We start from the raw sequence: 14,175 nt of genomic DNA, 5'->3' as shown, positions 1-14,175 counted from the left end.
TGCACGAACATTCGTGCTTTTATTGGCAAATGAGGTTTTCTTCTTGTCCATGATCGCATCCGGCTAAGAGGGGTTCAGTCAGAATATAGAACGATCGTACTTTTTTTCAAGCCAAATCACCGGAGCGCTCGTTCCAGCCTGATCTCGATTTCGCGATCGACGTATTCCCATTCCAGGCTGGCGCGGAGGGCCAACAGCAGGGCGTCGAAAGCGGCCGCATCGGCGGGCGCAAACTCAAACCAGGTCAGGAAGTCGAAGGGTTCACCCAGATCGCGGGCGTGATACAGCTTGCGCGCCACCGCAGGCAGATAGGCCATGCCGATGGCTATATGGCGCGAGTGTTCCTCGATGATGGCGCGGCGCTCATCCTGCGCCAGCAGCCACCAGGCTGCCGTCTTGCGGATCGGGATCAGTGCGGCGCAGCTGGCCTCTGGCCGGTTCAGGGACGGCTGAACGGCCGCCAGGGCCTGACGTTCGGTTTCATGGGTGTAGCGTAGGTTGCTCGCCACGCCGCGCAGTTGCCACGGTGCATCCTCGACCTCCATCAGGTCGCTGCGCAGGCTCAGATGCGTGGCCATAGGGAGGCTGTCGCCGGTTACGGCCCTGATCGATACGATTTTCCATTGCCCCATCGGCCCGCCGATGAAGCTGGTGAAGCGCGATTCCATTGTCTTGTATCCCCCGGTGCGCCGGGGCGCCCGGCGTCAGCCCAGTTTTACCGCAGTTCCGCTGGCGGCGACCATCAACATTTGACGGTCCGACCCGCCGATCTGCTGGTAATCCAGATCCATGCCGACGATGGCATCGGCACCCAGGGCCGCGGCCTCCTCCGTCAGGCTCTCCAGCGCCAGCGCCTTGGCCTTGCGGAGTTCCTTTTCGTAGGAGCCCGAGCGCCCACCCAGGATGTCGGTGATGCCGGCGAAGAAGTCGCGGAATACATTGGTGCCCATCACGGCCTCGCCAGCCACGATGCCGAGATAGGCGGTGATCTTGCGTCCCTCGACGCCGTCTGTGGTGGTCAGGATCATCGCTGTCTCCGGGGTTGCTTCGGGTCACGTCTTGGCCAGCCTAGCCGCGCCGCCTTGATTTCGCCATCTGCGAAGGCTACGCCTCTATCATGACTGATCGTCGCCGTTTCCTGCTTGCCATGGCCATTGCCGCGACCGCGGCAAAGATGCCGTTCGCCACAGCCTATGCCGCCACGCCGGCGGGCTCGGCCAAACTCACGGATACGGATAAGGCTGATCTCAAGCGCATTGCCGATTATTTCAATACCGTGCGCACCATGCAGGGCCGGTTCCTGCAGGTGGCGCCCGATGGCAGCGCGGCCGAGGGCAAGATTTACATGAGCCGGCCCGGCCGGTTCCGTTTCGAATTCGATCCGCCGGTGCCGATGCTGATCGTGTCGGATGGCGCCTATATCATCATGGAAGATCGCGAGCTGAAGTCAGTCGAGCGCATCCCGCTGGGTGCCACGCCGCTGGATCTGCTGCTGCGCGAAAAAGTCAGTTTTGACGACCAGGACGTCGGAATCGCCAAAGTTGAGCGCGGCGCGGCGATTCTGCGCGTCACGCTGTTCTCGCCCGAGCGGCCCAAGGAAGGCTCGCTTACCGTCGTATTCGGGGACAAGCCGCTGGAATTCGCCGGCTGGACCGTGACCGACGCCCAGGGCAAGGTCACGGCGATCACGCTGAACAAGATCGACTTCAACCCCCAGGTCAACGCCCGCCTGTTCACCTATGGCGATCGCCCCGCCGTCGAGCGGGACCTGATGCGCCGGCGCTGAGTCCGGCGCCAAGCCCAACCGCAAGCATCGTATACGTCGCACTCGTCCTCAGGGCGGTGACATCCCCCTCCCAGGCCGGCACCGACCGGTAACCGGCCCGCCTAGGTATGCCGTCATGTTATGGGCCAGGGTCACGGTGTCATAACTTGCTGCAATCCCGTGAACTTTCGTCGAAAACCCTGCGAATTGACCGGCGCGGCGGTTGCGGCTTTTCGATAGGTTGCTATAACCTCGTTCCCTGAAGGGCACTCACTGAGACCCGGTCTATCCGGGTTCGAAAAACCCGTAGGGCAGCATGAACATCCATGAATATCAGGCGAAAAGCCTGCTCGCGAAATACGGCGTCGCCGTCCCGCGTGGCGGAGTTGCGTTCTCCGCCGACGAAGCCATCACCGTAGCCAAGCAGCTTGGCGGCCCGGTCTGGGTCGTGAAAGCCCAGATCCATGCCGGCGGTCGCGGCAAGGGCGGTGGCGTGAAGGTGGTGAAGTCGATCGACGACGTTGCTGCCCAGTCCAAGGCCATTCTCGGCATGACCCTGGTCACGCACCAGACCGGTCCCGAGGGCAAGCTGGTCAAGCGGCTCTACATCGAGGAAGGCTGCGACATCAAACGCGAGCTGTATCTCAGCTTCCTGGTTGACCGCGCCACCTCGCGCATCACCGTGATGGCCTCCACCGAGGGCGGCATGGAGATCGAGGAAGTCGCCGCGGCGCATCCGGAAAAGATCCTCAAGGTCGCCATCGATCCCGCCAGCGGCATGCAGCCGCATCATGCGCGCCAGATCGCCTTCGGCCTCGGCCTGGAAGGCAAGCAGGTGCAGTCAGCGGTCAAGTTCATGACCGCGATGTACGAGGCCTTCGTGGCCCTCGACGCCTCCATTGTCGAAATCAACCCGCTGGTCGTCACTGGCGCCGGCGAGATGATCGCGCTGGATGCCAAGATGAACTTCGATGACAACGCGCTGTACCGCCACAAGGACGTGGAGGACATGCGCGATCCAGACGAGGAAGACGCGTCCGAGCTCGAAGCCGCCAAGTGGTCGCTGAACTACGTCAAGCTCGACGGCGAGATCGGCTGCATGGTCAACGGCGCCGGCCTGGCCATGGCCACCATGGACATCATCAAGCTGTACGGCTCCGAGCCGGCCAACTTCCTCGATGTCGGCGGCGGTGCCACCAAGGAGCGCGTCACGGCGGCCTTCAAGATCATTCTTGGCGACAAGAACGTGAAGGGCATCCTGGTCAACATCTTTGGCGGCATCATGCGTTGCGACATCATCGCCGAAGGCGTGGTCGCTGCGGCCCGTGAGGTGAAGCTGGCCGTGCCGCTGGTGGTGCGTCTGGAAGGCACCAATGTCGATCTGGGCAAGAAGATCATGGCCGAGAGCGGCCTGCCGATCATCTCTGCCGACAATCTCGCCGACGCCGCCGAAAAGGTGGTTAAGGCCGTGAAGGGAGCCAAGTAACATGGCTGTTCTCGTCAACAAGGACACCAAGGTCATCTGCCAGGGCATCACCGGCAGCCAGGGCACCTTCCACAGCGAACAGGCGATTGCCTACGGCACCAAGATGGTTGGCGGCGTGACCCCCGGTAAGGGCGGCACGCAGCATATCGGCCTGCCGGTGTTCAACACCGTGGCCGATGCCGTCGAAAAGACCGGCGCCAACGCGAGTGTCATCTACGTCCCGCCGCCGTTCGCGGCCGACTCGATCCTGGAAGCCATCGCTGCGGAAATCCCGCTGGTGGTCTGCATCACCGAGGGTATCCCGGTGCTGGACATGGTGAAGGTCAAGCGCGCGCTCACCGGCTCGTCTACCCGTCTGATCGGCCCGAACTGCCCGGGCGTCATCACGCCGGGTGAATGCAAGATCGGCATCATGCCGGGTCACATCCATCGTCGCGGCAAGGTCGGCATCGTGTCTCGTTCGGGCACGCTGACGTATGAAGCCGTCGCGCAGACCACGGCGGCTGGCCTCGGCCAGACCACCTGCATCGGTATCGGCGGCGACCCCGTCAACGGCACCAACTTCATCGACGCTCTCGATCTGTTCCTTGGCGACAAGGAGACCGAGTGCATCATCATGATCGGCGAAATCGGCGGCAGCGCCGAGGAAGAAGCCGCCGAGTTCCTCAAGAAGTCCAAGGTGAAGAAGCCGACAGTCGGCTTCATTGCCGGTCGTACCGCGCCTCCGGGCCGCCGCATGGGTCATGCCGGCGCCATCATCTCGGGCGGCAAGGGCGATGCGAACACCAAGCTGGAGGCCATGCGATCGGCCGGCATCCGCGTTTCGGAGAGCCCGGCAGCGCTCGGCACCACCCTGGTTGAACTGTTGAACGGGAAGTAACAGGAAACATAGAGGGCGGCGCCGGCCAACAAGCGGCGCCACGACATCGATGACGGCGCAGCTTGAACGCACGCAATTCCTCTACGGTGGCAACAGCACCTTCGTTGAGGAGCTGTATGCCAAGTACGTAGCCAACCCCGACAGCGTCGATGCTTCCTGGAAGCAGTTCTTCGAGGCGCTGGGCGACGACTTCAGCCAGCCCAAGCAGGCGCTGAGTCGCCCGTCCTGGGCTCCGGCCACTGTGCTGGTGCCGATGGAAGACGAGGGCCTGCTCGGTCCGCAGGGCAAGGCTGCCAAGTCGGCCGACCGTGCGGTCAAGGGCGGTGCCTCGCCTGCCGATGCCCGTAACGCGGCGTTGGACACCATCCGCGCGGCGATGCTGATCCGCAACTACCGCATCCGCGGCCATCTGATGGCCAACCTGGACCCGCTGGGCATCCAGGCGCCGGGCGCCCATCCCGAACTGGAACCGGAATCCTACGGCTTCACCGATGCCGACATGGATCGTCCGATCTTCATCGACAACATGCTGGGTCTGGAAACCTCGACGCTGCGCGAGATTCTGGTGATCCTGCGGCGCACCTACTGCGCCAGCATCGGCGTCGAGTTCATGCACATCTACCATCCGGAGCAGAAGGCCTGGATCCAGGAGCGCATCGAGGGTCGCGACAAGGAAGTGCAGTTCACGCCCGAGGGCAAGAAGGCGATCCTGAACAAGCTGGTGGAAGGCGAGATCTTCGAGCGCTTCTGCCACATGAAGTTCACCGGCACCAAGCGCTTCGGCCTGGAAGGCGGTGAAGCCCTGATCCCGGCGATGGAAGCCATCATCAAGCGCGGCGGCCAGCTCGGCCTGCGCGACATCGAGCTGGGCATGCCGCATCGCGGCCGCCTCAATCTGCTTGCCAACGTGATGGCCAAGCCCTATCGCGCCATCTTCACCGAATTCAAGGGCATGGCCTATCACCCGGATGATTTCCAGGGTTCAGGCGATGTGAAGTACCACCTTGGCGTCTCGTCGGATCGCGAGTTCGACGGCAACAAGGTGCATCTCTCGATGGCGGCCAATCCGTCGCACCTGGAAATCGTCAATCCGGTCTGCCTGGGCAAGTCGCGCGCCAAGCAGACGCAGATGGGCGATACCGAACGCGGCCAGGTGATGACCGTGCTGCTGCACGGCGATGCGGCCTTCGCCGGTCAGGGCGTGGTGGCGGAATGCTTCGCGCTCTCCGAGCTGCGCGGCTATCGCACCGGCGGCACCATCCACATCATCGTGAACAACCAGATCGGCTTCACCACCAATCCGTCCTACTCGCGCTCCTCGCCCTATCCGTCGGATGGCGCGAAGGTGGTGCAGGCGCCGATCTTCCACGTCAACGGCGACGATCCGGAAGCCGTGACGCATGTGGCCAAGATCGCGGTCGAGTTCCGCCAGAAGTTCAAGAAGGACGTGGTTATCGACCTGTTCTGTTATCGCCGTCACGGCCATAACGAAACGGACGATCCCTCCTTCACCCAGCCGATCATGTACCGCACGATCGCGACGCATCCGACCACGCGTCAGATCTATGCCAAGCGCCTGGTCGACGAAGGCACGATGACCGAGGCCGAGGCCGAGGCGATGGTGACCGAGTTCCAGAACAAGCTGGAAGGCGAGCTGGAAGCGTCGAAGTCGTTCAAGCCGAACAAGGCCGACTGGCTGGAAGGCAAGTGGGCTGGCCTGGAGCAGGCCTCGGGCGATGAGCGTCGCGGCACCACGGCGGTCGAAATCGAAACCCTGAAGAAGATCGGCCTGGCCATCACGTCGGTGCCGGACGGCTTCAACATCCACAAGACGCTGGCGCGCAATACCCAGAACCGCCGCAACGCCATCGAGGCGGGCGAGGGTATCGACTGGGCGACCGGCGAAGCGCTGGCCTTCGGTTCGCTGCAGACGGAAGGCTATGGCGTGCGTCTCTCGGGCCAGGATTGCGGTCGCGGCACCTTCAGCCAGCGTCACAGCGTCTGGCACGACCAGCAGACCGAAGAGCGCTATGTGCCGCTCAATCACATCGCGGATGGCCAGGCCAATTACGAGGTGATCGACAGCCTGCTCTCCGAAGTGGCTGTCCTCGGCTATGAATACGGTTACAGCCTGGCCGAGCCGAACGCGCTCGTCATGTGGGAAGGTCAGTTCGGCGATTTCGCCAACGGCGCCCAGGTGGTGTTCGACCAGTTCATCTCGTCGGGCGAAGCCAAGTGGATGCGCATGTCAGGTCTCGCCGTGCTGCTGCCGCATGGCTATGAAGGGCAGGGCCCTGAGCACAGCTCGGCCCGTCTGGAGCGCTATCTCCAGCTCTGCGCCGAAGACAACATGCAGGTTGCGAACTGCACGACGCCGGCCAACTACTTCCACATCCTGCGCCGGCAGGTGCATCGCAAGTTCCGCAAGCCGCTGATCCTGATGACGCCGAAGTCGCTGCTGCGTCACAAGCTGGCGGTGTCCAAGCTCACCGATATGGGGCCTGGCTCTTCGTTCCATCGCGTGCTCTGGGATGATGCCCACCCGGCCGATGATGCGAAGGTCAAGCGCGTGATCCTGTGCTCGGGCAAGGTTTATTACGACATCTTCGAAGAGCGCCAGAAGCGCGAGATGAAGGATACCGTCATCCTGCGCCTCGAACAGCTCTACCCCTTCCCGCACAAGGCGCTGATCAAGGAGCTTAGCCGCTACAAGAATGCCAAGACCGTGGTCTGGTGCCAGGAAGAACCGAAGAACATGGGTGCCTGGACCTTTGTCGAACCCTTCATTGAAGCCGTGCTGACCGAGCTGGGCCTGAAGGCTAAGCGCGCCGTCTATACCGGCCGCGTCGAGGCGGCATCGCCTGCCACGGGCCTGATGAGCAAGCATAACCAGCAGCAGGCCAAGCTCGTCGACGACGCGCTCACGGCATAAGCATTTTTAGGACAAGGACGTAAGAACATGGCAGTTGAAATCCGCGTTCCGCAGCTGGCGGAATCGATCTCCGAAGCCACCGTCGGCAAGTGGTCGGCCAAGGCCGGCGATGCCGTCGCGCGCGACCAGCTTCTGGTCGAGCTCGAGACCGACAAGGTCACGGTCGAGGTCAATGCGCCGGAAGCCGGCACGCTGGGCGAAGTGCTCGCCGCTGAGGGCGCCACCGTGCAGGTCGGCGACCTGCTGGCGACCCTGACCGCGGGTGCCGGCGCTGCCGCGAAGCCGGCTGCCAAGCCCGCAGCCGCTCCGGCTGCTGCCCCGGCGCCGGCCGCCAAGCCTGCCGCCGCTCCGGCTGCCGCTGCTCCCGCAGCCGGTCAGGCCCTGCCGGCCGCCGCCAAGCTGGCCGCCGAGAAGAACGTCAATGTCTCGGGCGTCGCCGGCTCGGGCCGGGACGGCCGCGTCACCAAGGGCGACGTCATGGATATTATCGCCGGTGGCGGCGCCGCGCCTGCGGCCCGCCCGTCGGTGCCGGCCGGTCCGCGTGCCAATGGCGACCGCGAGGAACGCCAGCGCATGTCCAAGCTGCGCCAGGTGATCGCCCGCCGCCTGAAGGAAGCGCAGAACACCGCAGCGCTCCTCACCACCTTCAACGAGGTGGACATGTCGGCGCTGATGGCTGCCCGCAAGCAGTATGTCGACCAGTTCGAGAAGAAGCACGGCGTGCGCCTGGGCTTCATGTCCTTCTTCGTGAAGGCCTGCGTGCAGGCCCTGCGCGAATTCCCGGCCGTCAATGCCGAGATCGAGGGCGACGAGATCGTCTTCAAGAACTACTTCAACATCGGCTGCGCCGTCTCCACCCCGACCGGCCTGGTCGTGCCGGTGATCCGCGACGCCGACCATCTGTCGTTCGCAGGCATCGAGAAGACCATCGCCGACATGGGCAAGCGCGCTCGTGACGGCAAGCTCGGTATCGACGAGCTGCAGGGTGGCAGCTTCAGCATCACCAATGGCGGCGTGTTCGGCTCGCTGATGTCGACCCCGATCATCAATCCGCCGCAGTCGGCCATCCTTGGCATGCACAAGATCCAGGAGCGTCCGATGGCCGTGAATGGCCAGGTCGTGATCCGCCCGATGATGTATGTGGCGCTGACCTACGATCATCGCATCGTTGATGGCCGCGAGGCCGTCAGCTTCCTCGTGCGCGTCAAGGAGTGCCTCGAGGATCCGCAGCGTCTGCTCTTCGAAATGTAAGGAGACGGGGCGAAGCGATGATCGTCCGCGTCTGGAGCACGGCCTATATGCCGGGACGGATCGAGGATTTCATCGCCTTCGGCCGCGACAGGCTGGAGCCGCTGTTCAAGAACCTGGACGGCTGCCTCGCCTGCTTTTTCACCTACGACGATCAGGAATGGCGGACCATCACCTTCTGGCGTGACCAGGCATCAGTGAATGCGGTGAAGGATTCGGCTGTTTACACGGCCATGCTGGCTGATCTGGTCAGCAGCGGCCTGCTGGTCGGTACGCAGAAGGTCAAGATCATGACTTCTGCCGGCGGCGGCCTCTACGGCGAGCTGCCTTTCTGAGATTCTGGAGGACGATCCATGAGTGAACAGGCTTTTGACGTTATCATCATCGGTGCTGGCCCTGGCGGCTACACCATGGCGATCCGCTGCGCCCAGCTCGGCATGAGTGTGGCCGTGGTGGAGAAAGATGCCGGCCTCGGCGGCACCTGCACCAATGTCGGCTGCATTCCGTCCAAGGCGCTGCTGCATTCGTCTGAGCTGTATCATGAGGCGACCCACGGCTTCACCCAGCACGGCATCAAGGTCGGCAAGATCGATATCGACCTGCCGGCGATGATGGCGCAGAAGCAGAGTGTGGTCACCGCGTCGAACAAGGGTATCGAATTCCTGTTCAAGAAGAACAAGATCACCTGGCTGAAGGGCACCGGCAAGCTGCTGGGCGGCGGCAAGGTGGAGGTGGCTGGCGAGAGCAAGGGCGCCTATTCGGCCAAGAATATCGTCATCGCCACCGGCTCCGAAGTGACGCCTCTCAAGGGCATCGAGATCGACGAAAAGCAGGTGGTGTCGTCCACTGGCGCGCTGAAGCTGCCGGCCGTGCCGAAGAGCATGGTGGTGATCGGTGGCGGCGTGATCGGCCTGGAGCTCGGTTCGGTCTGGATGCGCCTGGGTGCCGACGTCACCGTGGTGGAATTCCTCGATCGTATCCTGCCGACCAATGATGGCGAGGTGTCGAAGCAGATGCAGCGCATCCTGGCCAAGCAGGGCATGAAATTTAAGCTCGGCACCAAGGTGACCGCCGCCAAGGCCGCCAAGGGCGGCGTAGCGCTGACCATGGAGCCGGCTGCGGGCGGCGACAAGGAAGAGGTCACCGCCGATGTGGTGCTGGTCTCGATCGGCCGTCGTCCCTATACCACGGGCCTGGGCTTGGATGCTGCCGGCGTGCAGCTGGATGAACGCGGCCGCGTGAAGACTGACGGTCATTTCCAGACCACCGCCAAGGGCGTCTACGCTATTGGCGATGCCATCATCGGACCGATGCTCGCGCATAAGGCGGATGAAGAGGGTATGGTGCTGGCCGAGATCCTGGCTGGCCAGAAGCCGCATATCAATTACGACGCCATTCCGGGCGTGGTTTACACCTATCCGGAAGTGGCGTCTGTCGGCAAAACCGAGGAAGAGCTGAAGGCTGGGGGCATCGCCTACAAGACCGGCAAGTTCCCCTTCACGGCCAATGCGCGCGCTCGCGCCATGACCATGACCGACGGCTTCGTGAAGATCCTGGAAGATGAGAAGACCAAGAAGGTGGTTGGTGCGCATATCATCGGCGCCGATGCCGGCCATCTGATCCAGGAGCTGGTGATGGCGATCGAGTTCGGCGCCTCGGCCGAGGACATCTATCGCACCGTCCATGCCCATCCGGCGCTGACCGAGGCGGTGAAGGAAGCCGCGCTGGCCGTCGACGGCCATACGATCACGATCTGATCGGGCGGGAATTCACGAAAGGGCGGCCCGGGAGATATCTCCGGCCGCCCTTTTTTCGTTGCAATGGTGCTGCACCGTGACCCCTTTCCGTCTTGAAGCCAAAGCGCAGGCCGCCCTATGGGTACTGGGCGCGGCGCTGGCTTTCTCACTGCTTTATGCTTCGGGCAAGCTGACGGGCGGGCTGGTGCCGGCGATCCAGATCGTTTTTATCCGTTATTTAAGCGGCTTTGCGACGGTCAACGGCGTCGCCGTCCTGCAACGTGTGCCGCCCCGGCAGATCCTGAACACTACGCGCCGGCCGCTGCATCTGCTGCGCGCCTGCTTCGGTGTCGGCGGCGGCGCCTTCAGCATTTATGGCGCCACGCATATGCCGCTGGCCGATGCCTCGGCGCTAGCGTTGCTTCAGGGCGTGTTCACGATGATCCTGGCAGTGCTGTTGTTACGCGAGCGGATCAGCCCGGCGCAGGCACTGGCCGCCGTGCTCTGTGTGGCTGGCGCCTTCGTCATCGTGCGCGGCAGCAGCGGCGGCTTTTCACTCGACAGCCTGATGGCGCATGGCATCGCGCCGCTCTGCATGGTCGCCGGGGCCTTCCTCACCGCCTGCGAGGTGATCATGATCAAGGTGCTGTCGCGCCATGAAAGCATGCTGTCGATGCTGTTTCATGTGAACGGTTTCGCCGCCCTGCTGCTCGGCGCGGCCATGCTGGTGCTCTGGGTGCCGGCAGAGCCGCTGACGCTGGCAGCCCTTTGCCTGATCGGCCCGATGGCGATCTTCGGGCAGATGTGCAATGTGCAGGCCTACCGGCTGGCCGATGCCGCCTGGCTGGCGCCGTTCGGTTACAGTTCGGTCGCCTTCGCCGCCCTGATCGGCTGGACGGTGTTCGGCGATCTTCCGGGCCTGGCAACCCTGCTGGGCACCGGGCTGATCGTGGCTGGCGGCCTGCTGCTGATCAGGCGCTAGTAGTGCAGCTCGGCGATCACCGCGCGATCGTCGATGGCGTTCCAGGACTGGACGACAATCGTTTCATTATTGAAGCGGCAGACCACGCTGCGCTGGGCCTCGCCACGCGGCAGGGTCAGCGTCGAGGTCGAGTTCACTGGGATACCGGCCGGAATGCCGGTGCCCGGCTTGCCATCCAGCGTGACGATGTCGCCGCGCGCCTGGCCGAAATAACCGCGTGGACGGCTGAGGGTGATGATCGAACCGGCCTGGCGGTCGCGGTCGGCCACCACGGCGGTGCGCAGGTGAACCTGCGCCGACGAGCGCGGGAAGGGTGAGCGGTAGATATGCGTGGTGGTCTGGCCGGTCACACTCAGGACGAATTCGTAGGTTGCAGTCGGGCTGGCCGTGAACGGGCCCCAGTAGCCGTCCGGGCCGGTCACCTTGGCATGCACCTGGCGGCGGCGCGCGCCAGTCTGCGGATCGGTCTCGTGGATTTCGACGCGTGCGCCTTCGACCGGCAGGTTGGTCGGCGAACCGCGCACCATGCCGTTCACCTTGCCGTTCAGCACGGGTGCGGATTCCGGGATGATGGCCGTGGTGGCGGGCGCGCTGCCCATGATGAATTCCCAGGTCGCGGCGAAAGCCTTCTCGTGGAAGGCGACCTCGCGATGGTCCAGGCCGGGCAGCACGATGTTCTTCGCCCCGGCCAGCGCCGGGCCGTCGGCGGTGACGCCCGTCGCGGTCCCGGCGAAACCGAGCGCTGCGCCGTCGGGCTGTGCGAACTTGTCGGCATTGTCGCTGCGCGTGGTCATCCAGGCAACGCCGGGCACGACCTCAGAGCCGCTGTTGAGCTGGCGCAGGAAATTGCTGGTGCCGTTGAATTCGCTGCCCACCAGTTTGTCGTTCGAGACGATGACACCATGGTTGGGCGTGCCGCAGAGCACGGCATGGCTGACATAGGCGGCGCCAGGGCTGTTCTTCAGGTAGTTGCGGATGGCGTAGCCGCCGCGCGAGGACCCGACCAGCGCGACGCGCCCGGCCTTGGTTTCACGCAGCGCCAGTTCGATGGCGGCGGACAGCTGCTCCAGCTGTTCCTTAGTGGAAGACCGGCCGGCCTGGAATTCGTCGTCATTGCTGCGCGCCAGCGGATAGGGGAAATCGAGGGTCAGCAGGCGGTCGGCCGGGAAGCCGTTGCTCTCCCAGCGCCAGCAGGTGGTGTTCCACAAGGCCGCGGTGTCGCCGTTGCCATGGACGAAGATGATCGGCGTCGCGGTATCGTATTTCATGTTGACGGAGCCCTGGCGCGGTGCGCAGGCAAGCAGTGGTGTAAGGCCCAGCGCGGCGCTGCCAGTGAGGAACAGGCGGCGCGAGACGGGAGCGGTGAAGCGGACGGATGAGTTGCGGGACATGGGCGTTCCTGATTTCTGGAGACTGGTTCTGGTGGCCAGTTTCGGGATGAATAAATCTTTATTGCCTGGAAATGTGACGATACTCTGGCAGTCCGGCCCGGATCGTTGAATACTGCGTGACCGAAGGCAAGCCCTGTCTTTTCCTGTCCCGCACCCGCCCCGGTTTTATGTCCCCCCGCATCCTGATTGTCCTGATCTCCGCGCTGGAAGTACTGGCGATTCTGCCCTTGGCCAGTTTCCCGGCCCTGATGCCGGATTTCATCGCCGTCTGGGGCCTCACCAACACGGAAGCCGGGTGGATCGCCGGCGTCTATTACCTGGGTTACATGCTGTTCGTGACCTGGGCTGTGATGCTGACCGACCGGATCGACGCCCGGCTGGTCTTTGCCGCCGGTGCGGCGGTCACCGGGATCAGTACCGTGGCTTTTGCGGTGCTGGCCGACGGCTTCTGGTCAGGCTTCATCCTGAGGGCCATCGGCGGTGCCGGGCAGGCGGCGATTTATATGCCGGGGTTACGCGCGCTGACCGACCGGCTGCGCGGCGGCGAACAGAGCCGCGCCGTAACTTTCTATACTGCGAGCTACTCGATCGCCGTCGCCCTCAGCTTCACCGTCACCGGTCTGCTGGCCGAATGGTTCGGGTGGCGCTGGAGTTTCGGTGTGATTGGCCTGTTCTGCCTGGCCTCGGGTGCCCTGGCTTGGCTGCTGCTGGCCCCGGAAGCGCCGGCTGGTGCCAAGGCGGCGGCCGGTTTCCAGCTCAAGCCTGTGCTGCGCAACCGTGACGCCATGGGCTACATCATCGGCTATGCGGCCCATGGCTTCGAACTGACCGCCATGCGTGCCTGGTTGACCGCCTTCCTGGTCTTCGTGCTGGCGCGTGAGCCGGCGGTGGCGGCTGTGCTGCCCAGTGCCACGGTGCTGGCGGCGATCGTCACGTTGATCGGCCTGCCGGCCAGCCTGCTGGGTAACGAAATGGCATTGAAATTCGGTCGTCGCCGCGCCCTGGTGGCGATCATGACCCTGTCCGGTGTCATGGGCATTGTCTTCGGCTTCACGGCGGCATTGCCGGTCTGGCTGGTGTTGGCTTATTGCGCGATTTATTTCGTGTTCATCTGTGGCGATTCCGGTGCGCTCACGTCGGGGATGATGGCGGCCGCCGAGCCGCAGCATCGCGCCTCGACCATGGCGCTGCATTCTGCGCTGGGCTTTGGCGTCTCGGTGCTGGGTCCGCTCTTTGTAGGTTTCGCGCTGGATGCCGCGCAGTATTTTACCGGCAGCCAGACGGTGCTCAGCTGGGGTCTGGGCTTGGCAGTCATGGGGCTGGGCGCCCTGATCGGGCCGCTGGCGCTGCTGCGCACCGGCCGGTTCCTGAAAGCGGGTGCGGGAACGGGCCAATCTTCCTGATTGGTTCATGTGCCGCCTGCACAGGCTTCCGTTGACCCTCACTGGGTGATCCGGTCTAATTCTGCCCATGTGCGAACGTTGCGAGATGCTGCCGCCCGGCGTCGAACTGCTGCATGACCTCGAAGAGGATCAGGCAGCGGCCAAGCAGCGCTACAAGCGCCAGCAGCGCATTCTCGACCTGCTCTCGATCATGGAAAACCCCGATGCCCTGCCGCCGCAGGACGCCATGCGCGTGGGCCAGGAAATCCTCGCCCTGCTGTCCGAAGTCGATGACGATCCGCATATGACCGCCTCTACCGGCCTGCCGCGCCTGCGTCGTGGCGCCCGTCCGAATTTCCGTTCCTTCTCCTGA

Annotated in this window: 13 protein-coding genes; 10 read left to right on the top strand and 3 right to left on the bottom strand. The window is 63.8% G+C overall.

Annotation, left to right across the window (positions count from 1 at the left end; genetic code table 11):
- Positions 1-116: 116 nt before the first annotated feature.
- Positions 117-668, bottom strand: coding sequence for a chlorite dismutase family protein (locus AC1RRT_RS04850; protein WP_493012652.1), 552 nt, complete (start codon positions 666-668; stop codon positions 117-119).
- 36 nt (positions 669-704) lie between these two features.
- Entirely contained in the window at positions 705-1,028 is a 324-nt protein-coding gene (locus AC1RRT_RS04845) for a heavy metal-binding domain-containing protein (protein ID WP_493012651.1), read from the bottom strand.
- An 89-nt stretch (positions 1,029-1,117) separates the two neighbouring features.
- On the opposite strand from AC1RRT_RS04845, the gene AC1RRT_RS04840 reads away from it, so the two are divergent.
- The 8 genes from AC1RRT_RS04840 (at position 1,118) to AC1RRT_RS04805 (ending at position 11,029) form a co-directional block, all read left to right on the top strand.
- Positions 1,118-1,786: a LolA family protein gene (locus AC1RRT_RS04840; protein ID WP_493012650.1), complete on the top strand. Its 669-nt coding sequence runs from the start codon at positions 1,118-1,120 to the stop codon at positions 1,784-1,786.
- A 295-nt stretch (positions 1,787-2,081) separates the two neighbouring features.
- Complete coding sequence (gene sucC, locus AC1RRT_RS04835) at positions 2,082-3,251, top strand: ADP-forming succinate--CoA ligase subunit beta (RefSeq protein WP_493012649.1); 1,170 nt, start codon at positions 2,082-2,084, stop codon at positions 3,249-3,251.
- A 1-nt stretch (position 3,252) separates the two neighbouring features.
- Positions 3,253-4,131, top strand: coding sequence for a succinate--CoA ligase subunit alpha (sucD, locus tag AC1RRT_RS04830; protein WP_493012648.1), 879 nt, complete (start codon positions 3,253-3,255; stop codon positions 4,129-4,131).
- Positions 4,132-4,180: 49 nt separating this feature from the next.
- Positions 4,181-7,063: a 2-oxoglutarate dehydrogenase E1 component gene (locus tag AC1RRT_RS04825; RefSeq protein ID WP_493012647.1), complete on the top strand. Its 2,883-nt coding sequence runs from the start codon at positions 4,181-4,183 to the stop codon at positions 7,061-7,063.
- Between the two features lie 27 nt (positions 7,064-7,090).
- Complete coding sequence (gene odhB / locus AC1RRT_RS04820) at positions 7,091-8,314, top strand: 2-oxoglutarate dehydrogenase complex dihydrolipoyllysine-residue succinyltransferase (RefSeq protein ID WP_493012646.1); 1,224 nt, start codon at positions 7,091-7,093, stop codon at positions 8,312-8,314.
- A 17-nt stretch (positions 8,315-8,331) separates the two neighbouring features.
- Positions 8,332-8,646, top strand: a complete 315-nt coding sequence (locus AC1RRT_RS04815) for an antibiotic biosynthesis monooxygenase (protein WP_493012645.1) — start codon at positions 8,332-8,334, stop codon at positions 8,644-8,646.
- An 18-nt stretch (positions 8,647-8,664) separates the two neighbouring features.
- Positions 8,665-10,068 carry a dihydrolipoyl dehydrogenase gene (lpdA, locus tag AC1RRT_RS04810; protein WP_493012644.1) on the top strand — a complete coding sequence of 468 codons (1,404 nt, stop codon included), beginning with the start codon at positions 8,665-8,667 and terminating at the stop codon, positions 10,066-10,068.
- A 76-nt stretch (positions 10,069-10,144) separates the two neighbouring features.
- Positions 10,145-11,029 (top strand): DMT family transporter, encoded by an 885-nt coding sequence (locus tag AC1RRT_RS04805; RefSeq protein ID WP_493012643.1) that lies wholly within the window; start codon positions 10,145-10,147, stop codon positions 11,027-11,029.
- On the opposite strand, the gene AC1RRT_RS04800 is transcribed toward AC1RRT_RS04805, so the two are convergent.
- Positions 11,026-12,420, bottom strand: a complete 1,395-nt coding sequence (locus tag AC1RRT_RS04800; RefSeq protein ID WP_493012642.1) for a hypothetical protein — start codon at positions 12,418-12,420, stop codon at positions 11,026-11,028. The two genes, AC1RRT_RS04805 and AC1RRT_RS04800, sit on opposite strands and share 4 nt — an antisense overlap.
- Before the next feature lie 167 nt (positions 12,421-12,587).
- On the opposite strand from AC1RRT_RS04800, the gene AC1RRT_RS04795 reads away from it, so the two are divergent.
- Together AC1RRT_RS04795 and AC1RRT_RS04790 are read left to right on the top strand one after the other, a co-directional pair.
- A complete protein-coding gene (locus tag AC1RRT_RS04795; protein ID WP_493012641.1) occupies positions 12,588-13,823 on the top strand; it encodes an MFS transporter in 1,236 nt (411 codons plus the stop codon).
- Between the two features lie 67 nt (positions 13,824-13,890).
- The gene (locus tag AC1RRT_RS04790) at positions 13,891-14,175 is read left to right on the top strand and encodes a hypothetical protein (RefSeq protein ID WP_492982315.1); all 285 of its coding nucleotides are present in this window, start codon (positions 13,891-13,893) and stop codon (positions 14,173-14,175) included.

This window comes from Ferrovibrio sp. GW821-FHT12B10 (assembly GCF_058807515.1).
This window is presented reverse-complemented; position numbering and strand designations above follow the sequence as displayed.